The 18,783-nt window shown below is 62.2% G+C and carries 21 protein-coding genes; 7 read left to right on the top strand and 14 right to left on the bottom strand.

The features are described 5' to 3' along the window. Positions 1 to 50 precede the first annotated feature (50 nt). Complete coding sequence (gene hpt, locus EFD56_RS05845) at positions 51 to 593, top strand: hypoxanthine phosphoribosyltransferase (RefSeq protein ID WP_037141970.1); 543 nt, start codon at positions 51 to 53, stop codon at positions 591 to 593. Between the two features lie 170 nt (positions 594 to 763). Beyond that, positions 764 to 1,123: a response regulator gene (locus EFD56_RS05840; RefSeq protein WP_003543311.1), complete on the top strand. Its 360-nt coding sequence runs from the start codon at positions 764 to 766 to the stop codon at positions 1,121 to 1,123. A gap of 76 nt (positions 1,124 to 1,199) precedes the next feature. Here EFD56_RS05840 and EFD56_RS05835 read toward each other — a convergent pair whose 3' ends face one another. The 4 genes from EFD56_RS05835 to argH all read right to left on the bottom strand — a co-directional run bounded on the left by EFD56_RS05835 (position 1,200) and on the right by argH (position 7,124). Then, positions 1,200 to 3,851: a TIGR02302 family protein gene (locus EFD56_RS05835; protein ID WP_126904927.1), complete on the bottom strand. Its 2,652-nt coding sequence runs from the start codon at positions 3,849 to 3,851 to the stop codon at positions 1,200 to 1,202. A gap of 241 nt (positions 3,852 to 4,092) precedes the next feature. Further along, positions 4,093 to 5,361 (bottom strand): diaminopimelate decarboxylase, encoded by a 1,269-nt coding sequence (gene lysA, locus EFD56_RS05830; RefSeq protein WP_126904926.1) that lies wholly within the window; start codon positions 5,359 to 5,361, stop codon positions 4,093 to 4,095. A gap of 11 nt (positions 5,362 to 5,372) precedes the next feature. Beyond that, on the bottom strand, positions 5,373 to 5,567 hold the full coding sequence (gene lptM / locus EFD56_RS05825) for an LPS translocon maturation chaperone LptM (protein WP_004671378.1): 195 nt from the start codon (positions 5,565 to 5,567) through the stop codon (positions 5,373 to 5,375). 153 nt (positions 5,568 to 5,720) lie between these two features. Then, positions 5,721 to 7,124, bottom strand: coding sequence for an argininosuccinate lyase (argH, locus tag EFD56_RS05820; RefSeq protein WP_085743348.1), 1,404 nt, complete (start codon positions 7,122 to 7,124; stop codon positions 5,721 to 5,723). Positions 7,125 to 7,150: 26 nt separating this feature from the next. Between argH and tlpA the strand changes: the two genes are divergently transcribed. After that, positions 7,151 to 7,813 (top strand): thiol:disulfide interchange protein TlpA, encoded by a 663-nt coding sequence (tlpA, locus tag EFD56_RS05815; RefSeq protein WP_004671372.1) that lies wholly within the window; start codon positions 7,151 to 7,153, stop codon positions 7,811 to 7,813. 181 nt (positions 7,814 to 7,994) lie between these two features. Here tlpA and EFD56_RS05810 read toward each other — a convergent pair whose 3' ends face one another. The 7 genes from EFD56_RS05810 to EFD56_RS05780 all read right to left on the bottom strand — a co-directional run bounded on the left by EFD56_RS05810 (position 7,995) and on the right by EFD56_RS05780 (position 13,731). Beyond that, positions 7,995 to 8,876, bottom strand: a complete 882-nt coding sequence (locus EFD56_RS05810) for a 3-hydroxybutyryl-CoA dehydrogenase (RefSeq protein ID WP_004671370.1) — start codon at positions 8,874 to 8,876, stop codon at positions 7,995 to 7,997. Between the two features lie 240 nt (positions 8,877 to 9,116). After that, positions 9,117 to 10,046, bottom strand: coding sequence for an electron transfer flavoprotein subunit alpha/FixB family protein (locus tag EFD56_RS05805; RefSeq protein ID WP_085743347.1), 930 nt, complete (start codon positions 10,044 to 10,046; stop codon positions 9,117 to 9,119). Between the two features lie 25 nt (positions 10,047 to 10,071). After that, the gene (locus EFD56_RS05800; protein ID WP_126904925.1) at positions 10,072 to 10,821 is read right to left on the bottom strand and encodes an electron transfer flavoprotein subunit beta/FixA family protein; all 750 of its coding nucleotides are present in this window, start codon (positions 10,819 to 10,821) and stop codon (positions 10,072 to 10,074) included. A 185-nt stretch (positions 10,822 to 11,006) separates the two neighbouring features. After that, on the bottom strand, positions 11,007 to 11,795 hold the full coding sequence (locus EFD56_RS05795) for a rhomboid family intramembrane serine protease (RefSeq protein ID WP_085743345.1): 789 nt from the start codon (positions 11,793 to 11,795) through the stop codon (positions 11,007 to 11,009). Between the two features lie 33 nt (positions 11,796 to 11,828). Further along, the gene (locus EFD56_RS05790; RefSeq protein ID WP_004671743.1) at positions 11,829 to 12,407 is read right to left on the bottom strand and encodes a cob(I)yrinic acid a,c-diamide adenosyltransferase; all 579 of its coding nucleotides are present in this window, start codon (positions 12,405 to 12,407) and stop codon (positions 11,829 to 11,831) included. 272 nt (positions 12,408 to 12,679) lie between these two features. After that, positions 12,680 to 12,883 carry a twin transmembrane helix small protein gene (locus tag EFD56_RS05785; protein ID WP_126904924.1) on the bottom strand — a complete coding sequence of 68 codons (204 nt, stop codon included), beginning with the start codon at positions 12,881 to 12,883 and terminating at the stop codon, positions 12,680 to 12,682. Between the two features lie 14 nt (positions 12,884 to 12,897). Beyond that, on the bottom strand, positions 12,898 to 13,731 hold the full coding sequence (locus tag EFD56_RS05780; protein WP_085743344.1) for an SDR family oxidoreductase: 834 nt from the start codon (positions 13,729 to 13,731) through the stop codon (positions 12,898 to 12,900). Positions 13,732 to 13,806: 75 nt separating this feature from the next. Here EFD56_RS05780 and EFD56_RS05775 point away from each other — a divergent pair, with 75 nt between their 5' ends. Next, entirely contained in the window at positions 13,807 to 14,730 is a 924-nt protein-coding gene (locus EFD56_RS05775; RefSeq protein WP_037114094.1) for a YihY/virulence factor BrkB family protein, read from the top strand. Here the strand turns inward: EFD56_RS05775 and gluQRS are convergent. Beyond that, complete coding sequence (gene gluQRS / locus EFD56_RS05770; protein ID WP_064822856.1) at positions 14,695 to 15,576, bottom strand: tRNA glutamyl-Q(34) synthetase GluQRS; 882 nt, start codon at positions 15,574 to 15,576, stop codon at positions 14,695 to 14,697. The genes EFD56_RS05775 and gluQRS overlap by 36 nt on opposite strands. Between gluQRS and EFD56_RS05765 the strand changes: the two genes are divergently transcribed. Together EFD56_RS05765 and EFD56_RS05760 are read left to right on the top strand one after the other, a co-directional pair. Then, a complete protein-coding gene (locus EFD56_RS05765) occupies positions 15,575 to 16,267 on the top strand; it encodes a DNA-3-methyladenine glycosylase family protein (RefSeq protein ID WP_085743343.1) in 693 nt (230 codons plus the stop codon). The genes gluQRS and EFD56_RS05765 overlap by 2 nt on opposite strands. Before the next feature lie 111 nt (positions 16,268 to 16,378). After that, on the top strand, positions 16,379 to 16,936 hold the full coding sequence (locus EFD56_RS05760) for an HNH endonuclease (RefSeq protein ID WP_004671754.1): 558 nt from the start codon (positions 16,379 to 16,381) through the stop codon (positions 16,934 to 16,936). A gap of 109 nt (positions 16,937 to 17,045) precedes the next feature. On the opposite strand, the gene EFD56_RS05755 is transcribed toward EFD56_RS05760, so the two are convergent. Both EFD56_RS05755 and EFD56_RS05750 read right to left on the bottom strand, forming a co-directional pair. After that, positions 17,046 to 17,561, bottom strand: coding sequence for a disulfide bond formation protein B (locus EFD56_RS05755; protein WP_085743707.1), 516 nt, complete (start codon positions 17,559 to 17,561; stop codon positions 17,046 to 17,048). A 125-nt stretch (positions 17,562 to 17,686) separates the two neighbouring features. After that, a complete protein-coding gene (locus tag EFD56_RS05750; RefSeq protein WP_010003194.1) occupies positions 17,687 to 18,277 on the bottom strand; it encodes a YqaA family protein in 591 nt (196 codons plus the stop codon). Positions 18,278 to 18,473: 196 nt separating this feature from the next. Between EFD56_RS05750 and EFD56_RS05745 the strand changes: the two genes are divergently transcribed. Then, positions 18,474 to 18,764, top strand: a complete 291-nt coding sequence (locus tag EFD56_RS05745) for a hypothetical protein (protein WP_037114112.1) — start codon at positions 18,474 to 18,476, stop codon at positions 18,762 to 18,764. Positions 18,765 to 18,783 lie beyond the last annotated feature (19 nt).

The raw sequence follows: 18,783 nt of genomic DNA, 5'->3' as shown, positions 1-18,783 counted from the left end.
AAGCGCGCATATGTGCTAACGGCTTACCCTTCTTTTCAGGGAGCAAGCCTATGCCTGTCGTGCGCGGAAAAAACATCGAGCCGCTGTTCACCGCCGATCAGATCGCCGAACGCAATCATGCGATGGCGCGGGAGATCGCCAACGGTCCGACCAAGGACCTGCTCGTCATCGCCGTGCTCAAGGGCTCCTTCATTTTCGCCGCCGACCTGATCCGCGCCCTGCATGACACCGGGCTTGCCCCGGAGGTCGAGTTCATCACGCTGTCGAGCTATGGCAGCGGCACGGTCTCGCAGGGTGTGCGCATCGTCAAGGATATCGACAGCGATGTGCATGGCCGCGACGTCCTGTTGATCGACGATATTCTCGAATCCGGCCGGACGCTGCTTTTTGCCAAGGAGCTGCTGTTCGAGCGTGGCGCACGCAACGTCACGATCGCCGTGCTGCTCGACAAGCGCGTCAAGCGCAAGGAAAAGCTGGAGGCCGATTATGTCGGCTTCGAATGCCCCGACTATTTCGTCGTCGGCTACGGCATGGATGTCGCCTACGCCTTCCGTGAACTGCCCTTCGTCGGCGTGGTGACCGGCGACGCCTGAAAGATCGGGAGGACCGCAGCGCCGTCGCACGTCTGAAAAAGACGCGCGGGGCGGTGCTGTCGCTCGAGACGGGTTGTTAACCATTCCGTCCATCGCTTCGCCATCTTTACCGATCGAAAAGGAAAGTCTGGTGATTTCCGTCGCGGGGCTGAAGACGGAGCAATGCACATATGGCAAGAATTCTGATTACGGAAGACGAGGACTCCCTGCGGTCTTTCGTAGCCCGGGCGCTCAGGCTCGACGGTCATGAGACCGATGAGGCGGCCGACGGCGCCGAGGGACTGGAGAAGCTCAAGGACGGCGTCTACGATCTGCTGCTGTCCGATATCCGCATGCCTGTCATGGACGGCATCGAACTTGCCCATCAGGCAAAAGACGCCTTTCCCGGCCTGAAAATCCTGCTGATGACCGGCTATGCCGAACAGCGCGAACGGGCCGACGATCTTGCCGAGAAGATCATCGACGTCGTCGCCAAGCCATTCGCGCTTCCCGATATCCGCAAGGCGGTTGCCCGGGCGCTCGTCGCTTAAAGCGCGTTCACTCTTCGGAATTTCACGCGTAACCCCGGAAATCGATTGCGATTTTCGGGGTTACGCGCTCGAGAGCCTATTGGATATCCAGCAGCCGTTCGAGATATCGCCGTTCCATTTCCTGCGGCGGATTATTGCTGAGCTTTTCGCGAATCGCGTCGAGAATTTCCCGTGCCCGCTGAACGTCGATCTCATCGGGCACCTTGACGCTGTCGTCGAATTCCGGCCCCTGGATACGGCGCGGCCGGCCGAGCGGGTCGCGGCCGTTCTGCTCGCCCTGGCCGACCTGGCCGTTCGGGCCCTGGCCTTGCTGGCCCTGCTGCGCCTGCATCATCTGGTTCATCATGTCACGGGCGCCTTGGCGAAGCGCTTCCAGGGCGCGGCCCTGGTTTTCGATCGCCGGTTGGCCGTGGCCCTGGCCGAGTTCGCGGCCGGCGCCTTCCATCTCGCGCTGCGCCTGACCGAAACCGGGGCCGGGCTTCATGCCCATTTCGCCCAATTTTTTCTGCAACTCACCCAGCTGCTTGCCAAGCCCGTCCTGCTCAGCGCGCAGCTGTTTCAACGCCTCGCGCAGCTGTTCGGCCGTCATTTGGTCGGACGGCTGCTGGCCTTCCTGGCCTTGCTGACCCTGTTGCTGCTCCTGCGGCTCGCCGTTTTCGCCGGGGGCCATCTCGTCGAGCAGCGGATCGTTTTCGCCCATATCGGGTTCGCCGCGCTGCATGCGGTCCTTGAGCTGCTGATCGAGGCGGAAGGTCTGTTCCATCAGCTTCTGCTGGTCGCGCAGAATTTGGCCGAGCTTGTCGATCTGCTTGCGTGCCTCACTATTCTCCTGGCTCTGCTGACCGCGCTGCGGCCGGCCAGCCTGCAGATTGTTCATCATGCGCTGCAATTCCGACAGCATCTGCTGGGCCGCGTCACGGTTGCCGGAGCGGGCGAGATTTTCGATCTGGTCCATCATCCGCTCCAGATCCTGCTGGCGCAGGATGTTCTGGGCGTTCTGGTTTTGCTGCGTCGGCGCATTCTGCATGCGCTGGGCAAGCTCGCTCAGATAGTCCTGCATTGCCTTGCGCAACTCGTCCATCAGCTTCTTGATCTCTTCGTCCGGCGCGTTGCGGTTCAATGCGTCGGCAAGATTCTGCTGGGCCTGGCGCAGCTTGCGCTCGGCAAGGGATAGATCGCCGTCCTCCATGCCGAGAGCGATTTCCCAGAGATATTGGGCCGTATCCTTGAGCCCCTCCTCGCCCCTTGCGAGTTTCATCCGCGCCAGGGCGGATTCCAGCAGCAGGTAGTTGGTGAGCTTGGGGATGGTCTCCTCGGGGCGGATGGTCAGCGCCTCGTTCAGCGCGATCGCCTGCGGCATCCTGCGGGTGTCGAGGGCGAAAACCTGCCGTTCCTCGGCGACGGCCGCGGCAAGCGGCTCGTTGAAGGGCCGCGACGGCAGCGTCATCTCGTGCGGCGGACTGCGGCCGGTCTGGCCGGCTCCGTCCTTGGCAACGAGCGTCACGCGCACGCGTTTGCCGGCGAGCGGATGTTCGGTCAGGTTCCTGCTGGTCACACCCTTGGCGTCGCGGGCGTTGCGGCGGGGAATATCAAGCCTGTACTCCGGCAATGGGTAGAGAGGCGTTGCATTCGGATCAGTTTCGACCGGCACGATCTCGGCATGAGCCTCTTGGACGCCGTAGTCGTCCTTGACGGTGAAACCAATTTCAAGCGCGCCGTTGACGCTGGGCTTCGGCAAGCCGTCAAAGGCAATTTCCGGCGCCTTGTCGGGAAGGATGTCGAAGCTCCAGCGGCGGCCGTTGACTTCGAGCGCGCCGTTCTCCTCGAGCTTCATCGCATGCGTCTGCGCGACGGCGGGCTGGCCGGCCGTTGCGGCATCCGCCGGGTTGCCGGCTGTCGCAGTTGTCTGGCGCGGGCTTGCGTCCGCCTGCACGGCGATATCCTGCGCCTGACCATTTGCCTTGCGGAACACGACCTTTTCGGCGGTCTTTCCGCCGCTGACGCGTACGGTGAGGGCGGAAAACTGCGGAATGCCGATCGGCGCCTGTTCACTGCCGTCGGCGGTCAGGTAAACCGGCGCGCGGCCGGTATAGGAGGGTGGCGTCACCCAGGCGTCGATGCGCACCGCAGGATCGACCGTCACCTGTTCGGGTGCTGCCTGCAAGGCGTCACTGATCGAACCGCCATTGATCGACAGCGAATAAGCGTAGGCGGTGACCAGCACCAGAGCCGGAATGGCGCGAAGGGCGAAACGGTCATGCCCGGCAATGTCGGGCCTCGGCATGCCCGCATCGAGCGCTGCGATCTTTTCGGCCATGCGCAACTGGTGCTCGCGCCAAAGCGCCCGGGCGAAGGGCGCATTGAAGGCCGGTTCGTCTTCCTGGACGGTGACCGGCTGGTGCGGCAGGCCGTTGCGCTCTTCCAGCATGCGGTCGGCTTCGGCGATCCTCGGCCAGCGCAGATTGCGGAAAGGAAGAAGCGCGACGAGCAAAGCGAAAGCGAAGGCGATCAACAGAAGGATGCGCAACCAGTCGGGCGCGCTGCGGAACACACCGAACCAGGAGGCGGAGAGATAAAGCGCGACGACCGACAGGACCGTCACCAGAGGCGGCAGCAGCTGCTCGCAAAAAAGCACGACGCGCGCCAGCAGACGTTTTGTCGTCACCAGCCGGGCAAGGGCAGGGCGGAGCGCAAATGCACCCTTCTTCTGCCTGAAGGGGCTTGTCATCGGTCCGGTCTCCGCGATCTCAAGTGGAACAGAGGGCGCTTCCGGCGATTGCGAGGCAATATGCTCATGCTGACAAGGATAACACTCTTTGTGGCGAAGGCGAGGGCGGGCGGCCGGCAATACCGGCTTTTCACGTTTATTCGCCAAAAAGTGATGCTCTACCTTGAAGCGCGTCGCGATTTTTTCAGGTTGCTTCCCGCGCTTCAGATCTTTGTTTTATGCATGTCTTGCGCAACAAGCTTCAGTCGAGCCAGGCGGGAACAGAGTCGAGGCTGATCAGCTCGGCATAGGTTCGACGCGGTCGTATCGCATGGAAGTCGCCGCCCTTGACCAGGACTTCGGGGACCAGCAGGCGGCTGTTATAGGTGCCGGCCTGGACGGCGCCATAGGCGCCGGCCGTGCTGACGGCCAGCAGATCACCGGGCTTCGGCATCGCCATTTCGCGGTCGAGCGCCAGATAGTCGCCGGTCTCGCAGACGGGGCCGACGACGTCGGCGCGGATGCGCGGCGCGTTCGCCGCCGAAATCGTCACAGGGCGGATTTCGTGATAGGCCTCGTAGAGGGTCGGGCGAATGAGATCGTTCATCGCGCCGTCGACGATGACGAAGGTCTTTTCGCCGCCGTCCTTCACATAGAGCACCTCGGTCACGAGGATACCGGCATTGCCGACGATCAGGCGGCCGGGCTCGGTGATGACCTTGCAGTTCAGATCGCGCAGCTGGTTCTTGACGATCGCCGCATAGGCATCCGGCAGCGGCGGCGGATTGTTGTCGTCCTTATAGGGGACCCCGAGGCCGCCGCCGATGTCGACGTGATCGATCGTGTGGCCATCGGCGCGGAGCGTCGCGACGAGGTCGCGCAGCAGCTTGAAGGCGTCATCGAAAGGCTGCAGCTCGGTGATCTGGCTGCCGATATGCATGTCGATGCCGGTGACGTCGATGCCTGGCAGCTTGGCGGCATGGGCATAGATCGCGCGGGCGCGCTCCCAGGAGATGCCGAACTTGTTTTCCTTCTTGCCGGTTGAGATCTTCGAATGCGTCTTGGCGTCGACATCCGGGTTGATACGGAAGGAGACGGGAGCCTTCTTTCCGGCGCTGACGGCGCGCTGGTTGAGGATTTCAAGCTCGGGTTCGGATTCGACGTTGAAGCAGTAGATGCCGGCCTCGAGAGCGAAATCCATCTCGGATGGGGTCTTGCCGACGCCTGAAAACATGATGCGGCTTGCCGAAATGTCGGCTGCGAGCGCGCGGCGCAGTTCCCCTTCCGAGACGACGTCGATGCCGGCGCCGAGGCGACCCAGCGTCTTCAGTACCGCCTGGTTCGAATTCGCCTTCATCGCGTAGCACACCATCGAGTCCATATCGACGAAGGCTTCGGAGAAGACCCGGTAATGGCGTTCCAGGGTCGCGGTGGAATAGACGTAGAACGGCGTACCGACCGCCTTGGCGATCTCGGGAACGGGAACGTTCTCGGCGTGAAGGATGCCGTCGCGGTACTCGAAATGGTTCACGGGCTTATGCCTTAAAGAAGAGGATCGAGAAGGAAGGGCTTGTCAACGGTTCCCGGCTGTTTCGTCGGCTTGGAAACGTCGCCTTCTTTCGTTGCCGCAGCACTCGGCGGATCGAGATCGCCTTTGCGCCCGCATCCGGCAACGGCAAGGCCGATGACGGCGATGACCGCCGTCAAGCGAATGAGGTGCGGCAAGCTCTTCTGCATGGATATCCTCTTGTGCGAGATATGGCGGACATCATTCGTTCCGAACGATGGACCTCTTCATAGCGAAGTTTCTCCGCCTTGTGCACCCTGATTGTTGGACGGTCTTTCCCCGTGCGAGGGAAGGGCGAAGCGGCTTTTCGCCTCGCCTTTCTTTCAGTTGCGGGCGCGCCAGAAGGCGATCTGCTTGCGCACCTCGGAGGGTGCGGTACCGCCGAAGCTCTTGCGGCTGGCGACCGAGGCTTCCACCGTCAGCACGTCATAGACCTTGTCGGTGATATCCGGATGGATCGCCTGCAGGTCGGCGAGCGGCAGTTCGGCAAGGTCGCAGCCCTTGCTTTCGGCCAGCGCCACGGCGCGGCCGGTCACGTGATGGGCATCGCGGAAGGGCAGGCCGGCTTCGCGCACCAGCCAGTCGGCAAGATCGGTCGCCGTCGAGAAACCAGAACCGGCCGCCGCCTTCATGCGCGCGGTGTTGACGGTCATGTCGCGCACCATGCCGGTCATGGCGGCGATCGCCAGTTCCAGGCTCTCGGCCGCGTCGAAGACCTGTTCCTTGTCTTCCTGCATGTCCTTGGAATAGGCGAGCGGCAGGCCCTTCATGATCGTCAGCAAGGCGATCAGCGAGCCGTTGATGCGCCCGGTCTTGGCGCGCACCAGTTCGGCCGCATCCGGATTCTTCTTCTGCGGCATGATCGAGGAACCGGTCGAAAAGGCGTCGGACAGGCGCACGAAACCGAATTGCGGGGTCGACCAGATGACGATCTCTTCGGCCAGGCGCGACAGATGCATGCCTGATATCGCGGCGATCGCCAGAAATTCGATGGCGAAATCGCGGTCGGAGACGGTGTCGATGGAGTTGCGGGTCGGCTCGCGGAAACCCAGCGCCTTGGCCGTCATATGGCGATCGATCGGATAGCCGGTGCCGGCAAGGGCGGCCGCGCCGATCGGGCTTTCGTCCAGATGCTCGATGGCGTGGCGCACACGCGAGCGGTCACGGCCGAACATTTCGACATAGGCCATGCAGTGATGGCCGAAGGTGACGGGCTGGGCGGTCTGCAGATGGGTGAAGCCCGGCATGACGCTTTCGGCATGTTCCTCGGCGCGGTCGAGGAAGGCGGCAATAAGGCCGGTCAGCATCTTCTCGGTCTTCTCAAGCTCTTCCTTCACCCAGAGGCGGAAGTCGAGCGCCACCTGGTCGTTGCGCGAGCGGGCGGTGTGCAGCCGGCCGGCGGCCGGTCCGATCAGCGTCGCCAGGCGCGCTTCGATGTTCATATGGATGTCTTCGAGCCGGCGCGAGAATTCGAAATTGCCGCTTTCGATTTCTGACAGGATCGTGTTTAGCCCGTGAACGATCTTGTCCTTATCGTCCGACGAAATGATCCCCTGATGGGCGAGCATCGTCGCATGGGCGATGGAACCGCGGGTATCCTGCGCGAATAGTTTCTTGTCGAAACCGATCGAGGCATTTATCTCCTCCATGATCGCGTCCGGGCCGGAGGCGAAACGCCCGCCCCACATCTGGTTGGAGGATTTGGTGTCCGTGTTGCTCTCGGCCATGAAAGATGCCCGTCCTGGAGAATGAAATGGCGACAAAAAAACCCTTCGGCCTGCCGTCCGTAAAACTGATCGCAATCGCCGCCGTTGCAGGCGTTATTGCCGGTGCGGCAGCGGTATACGTGAAGGAGACGGGGATTGGCAATGGCATCGGCAATACGGCTTCGGCAGAATGCCCGCTGGCCAGGGAACGCGCCGCCAATCTGGCGCCGCTGATGAAGGGGCAGGTTGCCGCGATGGTCGCCGCCAACGAGCCGCGCAAGCTGGCCGGGGTGTCCTTCAATGGCCCTGACGGCAAGCCGCTGACGCTCGACCATTTCGCCGGCAAGACCGTGCTGCTCAATCTCTGGGCCACGTGGTGCGTGCCCTGCCGCGAGGAGATGCCGGCATTGAACGCACTGGAAAAGCAGATGGGCAGCGACAAGTTCCAGGTCGTGCCGGTCAACATCGATACGGGGGACGACGAGAAGCCGAAGGCTTTCCTCGCCGAGACCGGCGTCGACGCGCTGCAGCTTTACCGCGACAATACGATCGGTGTCTTCAATAGCCTGAAGAAGGAAGGTCTCGCCTTCGGCTTGCCGGTGACGCTGCTGCTCGACGACAAGGGCTGCCTGATCTCCGCCATGAACGGACCTGCCGCCTGGGACAGCGAGGACGCCAAGACTTTGATCAAGGGTGCGATCGGATCGTAAGGATACCGGTCAGGAGTCGCCATTTCCTCTGATCAGGAAAACGCCGGCAATTCCAATAAGTACGCAGCACTGCAGCAGGAACATCGGTGTTTCGGTCGACATGGCGTTTCCCCCGTTCACGGCAAGGAAAGCATGTCGCGGGCGTTCGGTCCATTCGCCCGTTCTGGTGATGCTTGCTTACTTACCGCGTCGGGACGGGCACTTCGCCACGATAGTCGTAGAAGCCGCGGCCGGATTTGCGTCCGAGCCAGCCGGCTTCGACATATTTCACCAGCAGCGGGCAGGGGCGATATTTCGAGTCCGCCAGACCGTCATGCAGCACCTGCATGATCGACAGGCAGGTGTCGAGGCCGATGAAATCGGCAAGCTGCAGCGGTCCCATCGGATGGTTGGCGCCGAGCTTCATCGCCGTATCGATGGCGTCGACCGTGCCGACGCCTTCATAGAGCGTGTAGATCGCCTCGTTGATCATCGGCAGGAGGATGCGGTTGACGATGAAGGCCGGGAAGTCCTCGGCGACGGTAATGGTCTTTTCCAGCGTGCCGACGAATTCCTTGGCGGCGGAGAAGGTCTTCTCATCGGTGGCGATGCCGCGCACCAGTTCGACCAGCTTCATGACCGGCACCGGGTTCATGAAATGAATGCCCATGAAGCGTTCGGGGCGGTCGGTGGCGGCAGCAAGCCGGGTAATCGAAAGAGAGGAGGTGTTGGTGGCAAGCAGCGCTTCCGGCTTCATCACCGGACAAACCTGACTATAAATCTTGCGCTTGACGCTTTCATCCTCGGTGGCGGCCTCGATGACGAGATCGGACGGAGCGAGGTCGTTGACATCGGCCGAGCCTGATATGCGCGACAAGGTCGATTTACGTTCCTCATCCGTCATCTTGCCGTTCGTCACCAGCCGGGCAAGATTGCCATTGATGGTGGCGAGGCCGGATTCGATGCGGTCCTGCGAGAGATCGTAGATGTGGACCCTGTACCCTGCGGCGGCCGAAACATGCGCGATGCCGCAGCCCATCTGGCCGGCACCGATGATCCCAATATTCTTCAACACCGCACTCATCTCCAAACCCCCGCTCGGCAGTCGCCCCCGCGTTGCCGCATTATTTTAGCATTACTGCCGGACGAAAGATCGCCCGGCAGCAGATAAAAGACAATTTTCCAGTCATTCGCAAGTGCGAAAGAAAAGCATCGAGGGCTTTGAAGCGCGTTGCGATCTTTCCGATTCGCTTGTCGCGCTTCAGGTCTTTGCTTTTATGCATATGTCCTCGCAAAGCCGCCGTGCAGTTTTGCGCGGCATGCTTTACAGCGCCTTCTGCAATTCCGGCAGGGCGTCGAACAGATCGGCGACGAGGCCGTAGTCGGCGACCTGGAAGATCGGCGCCTCCTCGTCCTTGTTGATGGCGACGATCACCTTCGAATCCTTCATGCCGGCCAGGTGCTGGATGGCGCCGGAGATGCCGGCGGCGATATAGAGATCGGGCGCCACCACCTTGCCGGTCTGACCGACCTGCCAGTCGTTCGGGGCATAACCGGCATCGACGGCCGCCCGGCTGGCGCCGACGGCAGCCCCGAGCTTGTCGGCAACCGGCAGGATGACCTCCTTGAACTTTTCCGCCGAACCAAGCGCCCGGCCGCCGGAGATGATGATCTTGGCCGAGGTCAGTTCCGGACGGTCGGAGGCCGACAGCGCATCGGCGACGAAACGCGACAGACCCGGATCGGAGGCCGCTGCGATCGCCTCGACCGAGGCCGAGCCGCCTGTCGGTGCCGAAGCGAACGAGGCGGTGCGCACGGTGATGACCTTCTTCGCGTCGCTTGCCTGCACCGTCTGGATGGCGTTGCCGGCATAGATCGGCCGCTTGAAGGTATCGGGGCTGACGACCTCGATGATCTCCGAGACCTGGGCGACATCGAGCAGGGCGGCGACCCGCGGCAGCACGGTCTTGCCGACGGAAGTGGCGGCCGAGAGGATCGTGTCGTAGCTGCCGGCGAGCGAGACGATCAGATCGGCCAGCGGTTCGGCGAGATTGTTGGCAAGTGCATCGCTTTCGGCGAGCAGCACCTTGGCCACACCGGAAAGCTTGGCGGCCTGATCGGCCGCCGCCTTGGCGGCCTTGCCGGCGACGAGGATGTGCACGTCGGCGCCGATCTGGCTTGCTGCCGTCAGCGCCTTGGCGGTCTGGTCGGAGAGGTGATGGCCGTCATGGTCGGCCAGAAGAAGAATGGTCATGAGAATTGCTCCTGTTCCAACCCGATTACAGCACGCCGGCTTCGTTCTTCAGCTTGTCGACCAGTTCGGCGACCGACTTGACCTTGACGCCGGCCTTGCGGCCGGACGGCTCCTCGGTCTTCAACACCGTCAGCCGCGGCGTCGTCGAGACGCCGAAATCAGCCGGGCTCTTCTTGTCGAGCGGCTTCTTCTTCGCCTTCATGATGTTCGGCAGCGAGGCATAACGCGGCTCGTTCAGACGAAGATCGGTGGTGACGACCGCCGGCAGCTTGATCTCGATCGTCTGCAGACCGCCGTCGACCTCGCGGGTGACGGTCGCGCTTCCCTCACCGATCTCGATCTTCGAGGCGAAGGTCGCCTGGGCCGAACCGAGCAGCGCCGCCAGCATCTGGCCAGTCTGGTTGGAATCGTCGTCGATCGCCTGCTTGCCGACGATGATCAGCCCCGGCTGTTCGGCATCGGCGACCGCCTTGAGGATCTTGGCGACAGCGAGCGGCTCGACTTGATCGTCGGTCTCGACCAGGATCGCCCGGTCGGCCCCCATGGCGAGCGCCGTGCGCAGCGTCTCCTCGGCCTTGGCCGGACCGATCGACACCACCACCACTTCCTCGGCCTTGCCGGCTTCCTTCAGCCGCAGCGCCTCTTCCACCGAGATCTCGTCGAACGGGTTCATCGACATCTTCACATTGGCAAGCTCGACACCCGTGCCATCCGGCTTCACCCGGATCTTCACGTTGTAGTCGACAACCCGTTTGACGGGGACGAGAATCTTCATGGGGTCTCCTTCAAGAAAAACTGGCTTCAGCGAGGCTTTTAAGGAAAATGCGCGCTCGAGCGCCGCTTCGATTGTCGAATGGCGACATGGATACGCGTTTTTCCCCCAAATACAACGCTTGCATGACGCAGGCAGGGGATTGCGTCGGCAGTATATGGACGTTTACGTGCACGTCAATATATCTGTTAGCCGCGGCCGCGACCCCAGGGAAGACGCTCGACCCGTCCATCCGCGCCGGCCGCAACAGCCGTACCGGCGCCGGCTTCGTTCCTCACGGCGCGGGGCGTCACGATTTCCCGATCGAAGAGTGGTACGCCGCGACGACGCAGCACCAGGATCAAAACCGCGCCGGCAAGAATGCCGCCGACATGGGCGCCCCAGGAGACGTCGCCATCGGGTGCAATCGCCAGCATGAAGAACTGCTGGCCGATCCACAAAAGCAGCGGCACGAAGGCCGGCAGGGGCAAGGGGACGCGGAAGAACACCAGCACCCAGACCCTGACGCGCGGATGCAGCATGACATAGGCGGCAACGACTCCGGAGATCGCCCCCGAGGCGCCGACCAGCGGCGCTTCCGGGCTCGTCGTCAGCAAGCCGTGGCAAAGCGCGCCGGCGGCCGCGCAGAGGAGGTAGAAAAGCAGGAAGCGCATATGCCCCATCGCATCCTCGACGTTGTCGCCGAAGACCCAGAGGAAGACCATGTTTGAAGCCAGATGCCAGAAGCCCGAATGGACGAAGGCATAGGTGAGATAGGTCATCGGCTCCGGCACGATGTCCAATCCCTCAGCCAACCGAGCCTGTCCGAAGGCGATTGCCGGGATGTAGCCGAGGCCGACGGTCGTTGCCTGGGCAGCCTGTTCGCTCTCCAGGCTGGTGAAGAGCCAGACTGCAACATTGAGCGCGATCAAGGCGAGAGTCACCCACTGAACCTTGATGTGTTTCAGCGTATTGGCGTCGTGAAATGGTATGAACATAAAGGCCCCCCGGCAATCGTGATCGCGGCAAACCTATCTGTTTTTTCCCGGAACCCAAAGCACATCCGCACGACCTCGGTCATTTGCATGGCGGGCGGCGACGAAGAGGAAATCCGAAAGCCGGTTGATATATTTCATCGCGGCCCCGCCGACGATTTCGCCCTCCATGCGCGCCAGCGTGACCATCAGCCGCTCGCCTCGGCGGGCGATCGTGCGAGCCAGATGCAGATGCGCAGCGGCCGGGCTGCCGCCCGGCAGGATGAAGGATGTCAGCGGGTTGAGGTCGGCATTCAGCCGATCGATATCGCGCTCGATGCGCTCGACTTGCGTCTCGACGATCCGCAGCGGCTCGTAGGCCGGCGGCTCGCCGGTGTCGGGCGTGGCGAGATCGGCGCCGAGGTCGAAGAGATCGTTCTGGATCGACATCAGCATGGCGTCGAGGTCGGCCAAGTCTGTCGTGTAAAGCCGCGCCAGGCCGATCGCGGAATTGGCCTCGTCGATCGTGCCATAGGCCTCGACGCGCAGATCGTCCTTCCTGCGGCGCCGGCCGGAAGCCAGCCCCGTCGTGCCGTCGTCGCCGGTCTTCGTGTAAATCTTGTTGAGTTTCACCATGCGGCACCGCCGATCGAGGGGAGGGCGGTAGCGCGCCCCCAAGTTCCGTCATGCTCGGGCTTGACCCGAACATCCACACCGCATCCGTCAGCGGCTATGGGGATCGATCCTCGGGTCAAACCCTGGGATGACGGAGGGTGGGGTTGGCCTCGCCAAATTCGCCCCGGCATACTCACGCACACCGTGTCGGGGTGCTTCTTCAAGCCGGCGCTCACCTCTCCTCCGTCATTGCTGTCCGCGTGCATCATCAAAATCCCTGCTCCGTGGTTTCCTCAGCTCGGGCGGCCACCGCCGGTGATCCAGAGCGTCAGCATGATCAGGATGACGGCGACTGCCTGCAGCAGGACGCGAAGCTGCATCAGTTTGTTGGAAAGGTTGGCGTCGCCGCCCTTCATCATTTTGAAGAGGCCGCGAATCAGCACAAGGGCGACGACGCCCATGACGATGATCGCAAGGATATAGGTGACCGTAGACATGGCATTCAGCTTTCTCAGTCCGTCCAGCGCATCAGATTGTAGAAGAGGTCCGCCGGAAGCAGCCGCTTCAGGAACATGCCCTGTTTAGCCGGAGTCGTTACAGGATAATGTGGCCTTGGATTTTTCACGTTCAATGCGTGTTTCAACACCGCATAGACCGCCTCGGGGCCAAGTTTATGGCGGTTGACCGGCCCCGAACCCTCAAGCCTCGCCAACTGCCTGAGATAATCGGCCGCGTACGGCGAGTTCTCGACGTCGATATTCTCCTTGATCTTTGCCAGCGCATTGGCGGTGAAACGTGTGGCGATCGGTCCCGGCTCGATCAGGCTTACATGGATGCCGCTGCCGTGCAGCTCCATGCGCAGGGTGATGCTGAGGCCCTCGATCGCGAATTTGGAGGCGGTGTAGGCGCCGCGATAGCGGTAGGGGACCACGCCGAGTATGGACGAGCATTGCACGATCCGGCCCTGGCCCTGTCTGCGCATCGACGGAATCACTTGCCGCGTCAATTCGTGCCAGCCGAAGAAATTCGCCTCGAACTGGGCGCGCAGCGATGCCGTCGAAAGATCCTCGACGGCACCCGGCTGGCCATAGGCGCCGTTGTTGAAGAGCGCGTCGATGCGACCGCGGCTGCGTTCGAGAACCGCGCCGACCAGCTCGGTGATCGTCTCGGTTCTGGTATAGTCCATCAAGAAGGTTTCAATGCCGTCGGCTTCGAGGGCCGGCAGATCATCCGTTTTGCGCACCGTCGCAAAGACGCGCCAGCCATCGGCTTTCAGCGCCCGGGCGCAATGAGCGCCGATGCCGGAGGAACAGCCGGTGACGACGATTGTGCGCTGCTCCACCATGGAATGATTCCTGTACAAAATGGGACTCGTTTCCCATATTCGGCCAGAGGATACAATCTGGAAGCCGGAGACGGAATGCGGAAGGTGCTGCGCACGATCTACGACGTGGTCTATGACGCGATCTGTCACATGGTCGAGGACGACGGATTTGCGATGGCAAGCCACGTCGCGCTGTCAAGCCTGCTTGCCGTTTTCCCGTTCCTGATCTTCGGTACCGCGCTTGCAAGCTTTCTCGGCGCCGATCAGTTTTCCTCCACCGCCATCCATCTGATCTTCGACACCTGGCCCGAGGCGATCGCCAAGCCGCTTGCCGACCAGGTGCTGCAGGTTCTGACCATTCCGCGCGGCGGGCTGCTCACGATCTCGGTGCTGGCGGCCGCCTATTTCGCCTCGAACGGCGTCGAGGCGCTGCGGATTTCGCTGAACCGTGCCTATCGGGTGCAGGAAACCCGGCCGTGGTATTTCACCCGCATGGCCAGCCTTGGCTACGTGCTGATCGCGGTCATCATCTTCGCGGCGATCAGCATCCTGCTGGTGGCGGTGCCGTTGGCGCTCGATTATGCCCGGAATTGGTTTCCGCTGTTTGCCGATACGCTCGACATCGTCTTCAGCTGGCGCATCTACGGCACGCTGGTCGTGCTGACCGTCGGCCTGCTGGTCATGCATCTCTGGCTGCCGGCCGGCAAGCGGCGGGTTTTCGACGTCATTCCGGGGGTCTTGCTGACGCTGCTTCTCTGGCTCGCCGGCGCGTTGATCTTTGCCTATTATCTGGCCACCTTCGCCAATTACACCGCCACCTATGCAGGTCTCGCCTCGGTGATGATCGTGCTGATCTTCCTCTATATGGTCGGCGTCATCTTCATCATCGGCGCGGAGATCAATGCGGCGCTGATCAAGTTCCGCGTCTTCCGGATGTTCTCGCACACGCTTTCGATCGTCGGCAGAGAGCGTGTCGAACGGCGCTCAGAGCCCGACAAGGCGGCGAATGTCGGCCCCTGACATGCCCTGGGCACGCAATTCGGCGAGCCCGCTGTCACCTTCGCTCTTCGAAAGCTTGCGGCCATCGGCGTCGAGAATGAGCCGATGATGGTGATAGAGGGGCTGCGGCAGGCCGAGCAGCACCTGCAGCAGCCGGTGCACCGATGTGGCGTAGAAAAGGTCGAGCCCGCGCACGACATGGGTGACGCCCTGCAGCGCATCATCGACGACCACCGAAAGATGGTAGCTCGAGGGTGCGTCGGAGCGCGAGAGGATGACATCCCCCCAGACGCCAGGCTCGGCGGCGATCTCGCCTGTCCTGCTGTCGCCGGTTTCCGTCCAGAACAGCAGTTCACCGATCAGGTCGAGCGCCTTGCGCATGTCGAGCCGCCAGGCATGTTTTTTCCCGGAGGACAGGATGTCCCGCCATTCGGCTTCGGGCCGCTCGCGATCAATCGGCGGATAATGCGGCGTGCCATCGGGATCACGTGGCCAGGATTCGCCCGCTGCCTCATAGGCGGCGACACGCGCCTTCACCTCGCCGCGTGTCAGGAAAGCCGGGTAGACCAGGCCGCGTTCGATCAGCGCATGCAGCGCCGCCTGGTACTCCGGAAAATGTTCCGACTGGCGCCGCACCGGACTTTCCCAGTCGATGCCAAGCCAGTCGATGTCCCTGAGGATGCCGGCCTCGAATTCGGGGGTGCAGCGGGCCTGGTCGATATCCTCGATGCGCAGCAGCAGCCGGCCATGCAAAGCGTCGGCCATATCGCGGTTCAAAAGGGCCGAAAGGGCATGGCCGAGGTGCAGCGGTCCGTTGGGGCTCGGCGCAAAACGAAAGACAGGTTTTTGACGCTCGCTCGTGGTCATGCTTTCTTCTGCCACGGATTTTGGTTTTGAACCACTGGGAGGACGCGTGCAGATCATCCGCAACGACGAGGACGTCAGGCTGGGGCTCGAAGCGTTGCTTCGCCTGGATCCGCGGCTTGCACCGATCGCCGCGGATGCGGGTCCGCTGCCACTGCGGCTGCGCGAACCCGGTTTTGCCGGACTTGCCCATATCATCGTGTCGCAAATGGTCTCGCGCGCCAGCGCCGAGGCAATCTGGCGGCGCATGCTGCCGGCGGATGGCCCGCTGACGGCGGAAGCTTACCTGCTGCTTCACCCCGAGGCGTGGCGGGAATTCGGCCTGTCGCGCGCCAAGGCCGATACGCTGACGCGGATCGCTGACGCGGTTGCCTCCGGTCGCCTCGATCTTTCCGGTCTCTGCCTGAAGCCGCCGGGCGACGCGCTTGGCGAACTGACGGGGCTGAAGGGCGTCGGCCCGTGGACGGCGGAAGTCTATCTGATGTTCTGCGGCGGCCATGCCGACGTCTTTCCGGCCGGCGATGTCGCGCTGCAGAATGCCGTCGGCGCCGCGCTCGGACTTGCGGCGCGGCCGCAAGCGAAGGCGCTTGCCAAGCTCTCGGAAGTCTGGTCGCCGTGGCGCTCAGTGGCAGCCCGGCTTTTCTGGGCCTATTACGCCAGGAAAATGCGCCGCGACATGGTGCCGACCGGCTGATCGGCCACACTCTTCAAATTGCCTTTATCCTCTGAATTTATTGGACTTCACAATCCTGTAACAACCGGCCTAATATACAGGTGCAGATGCCGAATCGATCAGGAGAGTCCCTTGACGATTGCAGTCTCCCCGCAGGCCCTGCCAGCGCTCGTCCTGAACGCTGACTACCGGCCGCTGAGTTATTACCCCTTGTCGCTGTGGTCCTGGCAGGACGCGATCAAGGCGGTATTTCTCGACCGTGTGAACATCATCGCAGAATATGAACATTCGGTTTCCTCGCCGAGCTTTTCGATGCGGCTTCCGAGTGTCGTATGCCTGAAGACCTATGTGCAGCCGTCCCGCAATCCTGCCTTCACCCGGTTCAACGTATTCCTGCGCGATCGGTTCGAGTGCCAGTATTGCGGCGCCCATGACGACCTGACTTTCGACCATGTCATCCCGCGCGCCCATGGCGGCGAGACGACCTGGGAGAATGTCGTGGCGGCGTGCTCGCCCTGCAATCTGCGCAAGGGCAGCAAGCTTCCGAAGCAGGCAGGCATGTTCCCGGCGCAGAAGCCCTACCAGCCGACGGTGCAGGATCTGCACAATAACGGCCGGCTGTTTCCGCCGAACTATCTGCATGACAGCTGGCTCGACTATCTCTACTGGGATACCGAATTGCAGCCCTGATCGGACCCGTCTGCAGCGCGTCGCCTCGACCGTGGCCAAAACCGCGCTTTGGCTCTTTGCTTCCGTGTCGTTATCGATGGCCCGTTGCGGACGCCCGCGATGACTTGCGTCAGGCGGCTTTGCGCACGCCGAGGAAGGCGAAGGCTGCAAGCAGGATCCCCGCAATCACGTTCCAGCCGGCAAAAGACAGGCCGAGCACCCGGAGCGCCGCATCGGTGCAGGATGGGCCCTTGATCGTATTGAGTTCGCCGAGCAGATCGCCGGCATTGGTCGTCATGCTGCTTGCGGTGGTCGAGCAGGTGGCCGGGCCCGGCCAGAAGTGCCATTCGACGCCGGCGTGATAGATGCCCATGCCGGCGGTGACCAGCATCAGGACGCCGGCTGCGAGAAGCATCGCGCGGGAAATCCAGTTCGGCAGGCCGACGAGATCGCAGATCCCTGCCAGAATGGCGATCGGAATCGCATAATAATAGGGCTGGCGCTGCAGCAGGCAGAGGGCGCAGGGAATATAGCCGCCGATATACTGGAAACCGAGGGCGCCGCCGACCACCGCCGCCATGCCGATAGCGAGCAATATGGAATAGACGAAGCCGGGACGGGCGAGCGGCGAGGCGGTGGCAGTCATGGCGGAGCTCCGCGAGAGTTTGGCTTGGAGCAATTCCAGCAAAAGTGTGAAGCGGTTTTGCGTCCGGAATTGCGTAAAATTAAAGAGATAGAGCATCTTCGTTATTCGAAGAAAAACGAAATGCTCTAGTGAGCGAACGAGCGGTAGCCGACATATAGCACGATTGCCGCGGTGGCACCGATGCCGACGAGCTGGCCGAGGCGCTTCTCGATGAAGTCACGGATCGGCTCGCCATAGCGGCGCAGCAGCCAGGCGAGGAAGAGGAAACGCGCGCCGCGTGCAATAATCGCCGAGATAATGAAAAGGCCCAGATTGACGTGAATGACGCCGGACAGGATGGTGACGATCTTGATCGGCGGCAGATGCGCAAGACCTGATGTGACGAGCAGCAGCAGGATCCACTCGTAAGTGACATAGGCCTTCATCTGCTCGAAGGCATCGAGTTTGCCGTAGAATTCGAGAACTGGCCGCGCCACCGTCTCATAGGCGTAAAAGCCGAGCGCCCAGCCGGCGATGCCGCCGAGCACTGAGGCGACGGTCGCAATCAGCGCATAGCGATAGGAGCGCTCCGGTTTGGCGAGCGCCATCGGCAGGAACAGCACGTCGGCGGGGACGAGAAAGACGGAGCTTTCGACGAAGGCGATGACGGCAAGCCAGACTTCGGCCGATTTGCGCGCGGCCAGAGACATGGTCCAGTCGTAAAGTCTGCGGAGCATTCCGTTCCTTTCCTATTGCAATGCAAAAGAGCTTTAGGGGCCGTGCGCGGCGCTGTAAATGCTCGTCCGTGTCCTTCGTGCCACCCGGCGCTTAAAAATTTCGTGATGCGGGCATCGATGTCTCTCCCAAGATTTCATGGGATGGCGAATCGGCCATTCTGCGGCAAGCTGGTTTGAGGGCGACGTGCAGGGTGGCATGAGAATGTTCAAAGTGATCGAAGGCGGCCGCGGTCGTGCCGTTCAGATGGATGACGGGGTCGGAGCGGGACGGGGACCGAACAGGGACGATGTGCGTCGGGAAGCGGCCCGGCGGCTGAGCGAAAGCGGTTATCATCTGTCTCGCGTTCGGGAATTCGCGACCGGTGTGCCGATGCTGGCATCTTTGAAATACCTGTCGCTTCAGATCGACTTCGCAGCCGAGACGTTGTCGCGGCTCGATCCGATCCCGGAGGATTTCCGTTCGGACGGCTATTGGCCGGCAGGCTGAAGAGCCTTGCGCAACGGAC

The sequence above is a fragment of the Rhizobium phaseoli genome, assembly GCF_003985125.1.
Classification (GTDB): domain Bacteria; phylum Pseudomonadota; class Alphaproteobacteria; order Rhizobiales; family Rhizobiaceae; genus Rhizobium; species Rhizobium phaseoli.
This window is presented reverse-complemented; position numbering and strand designations above follow the sequence as displayed.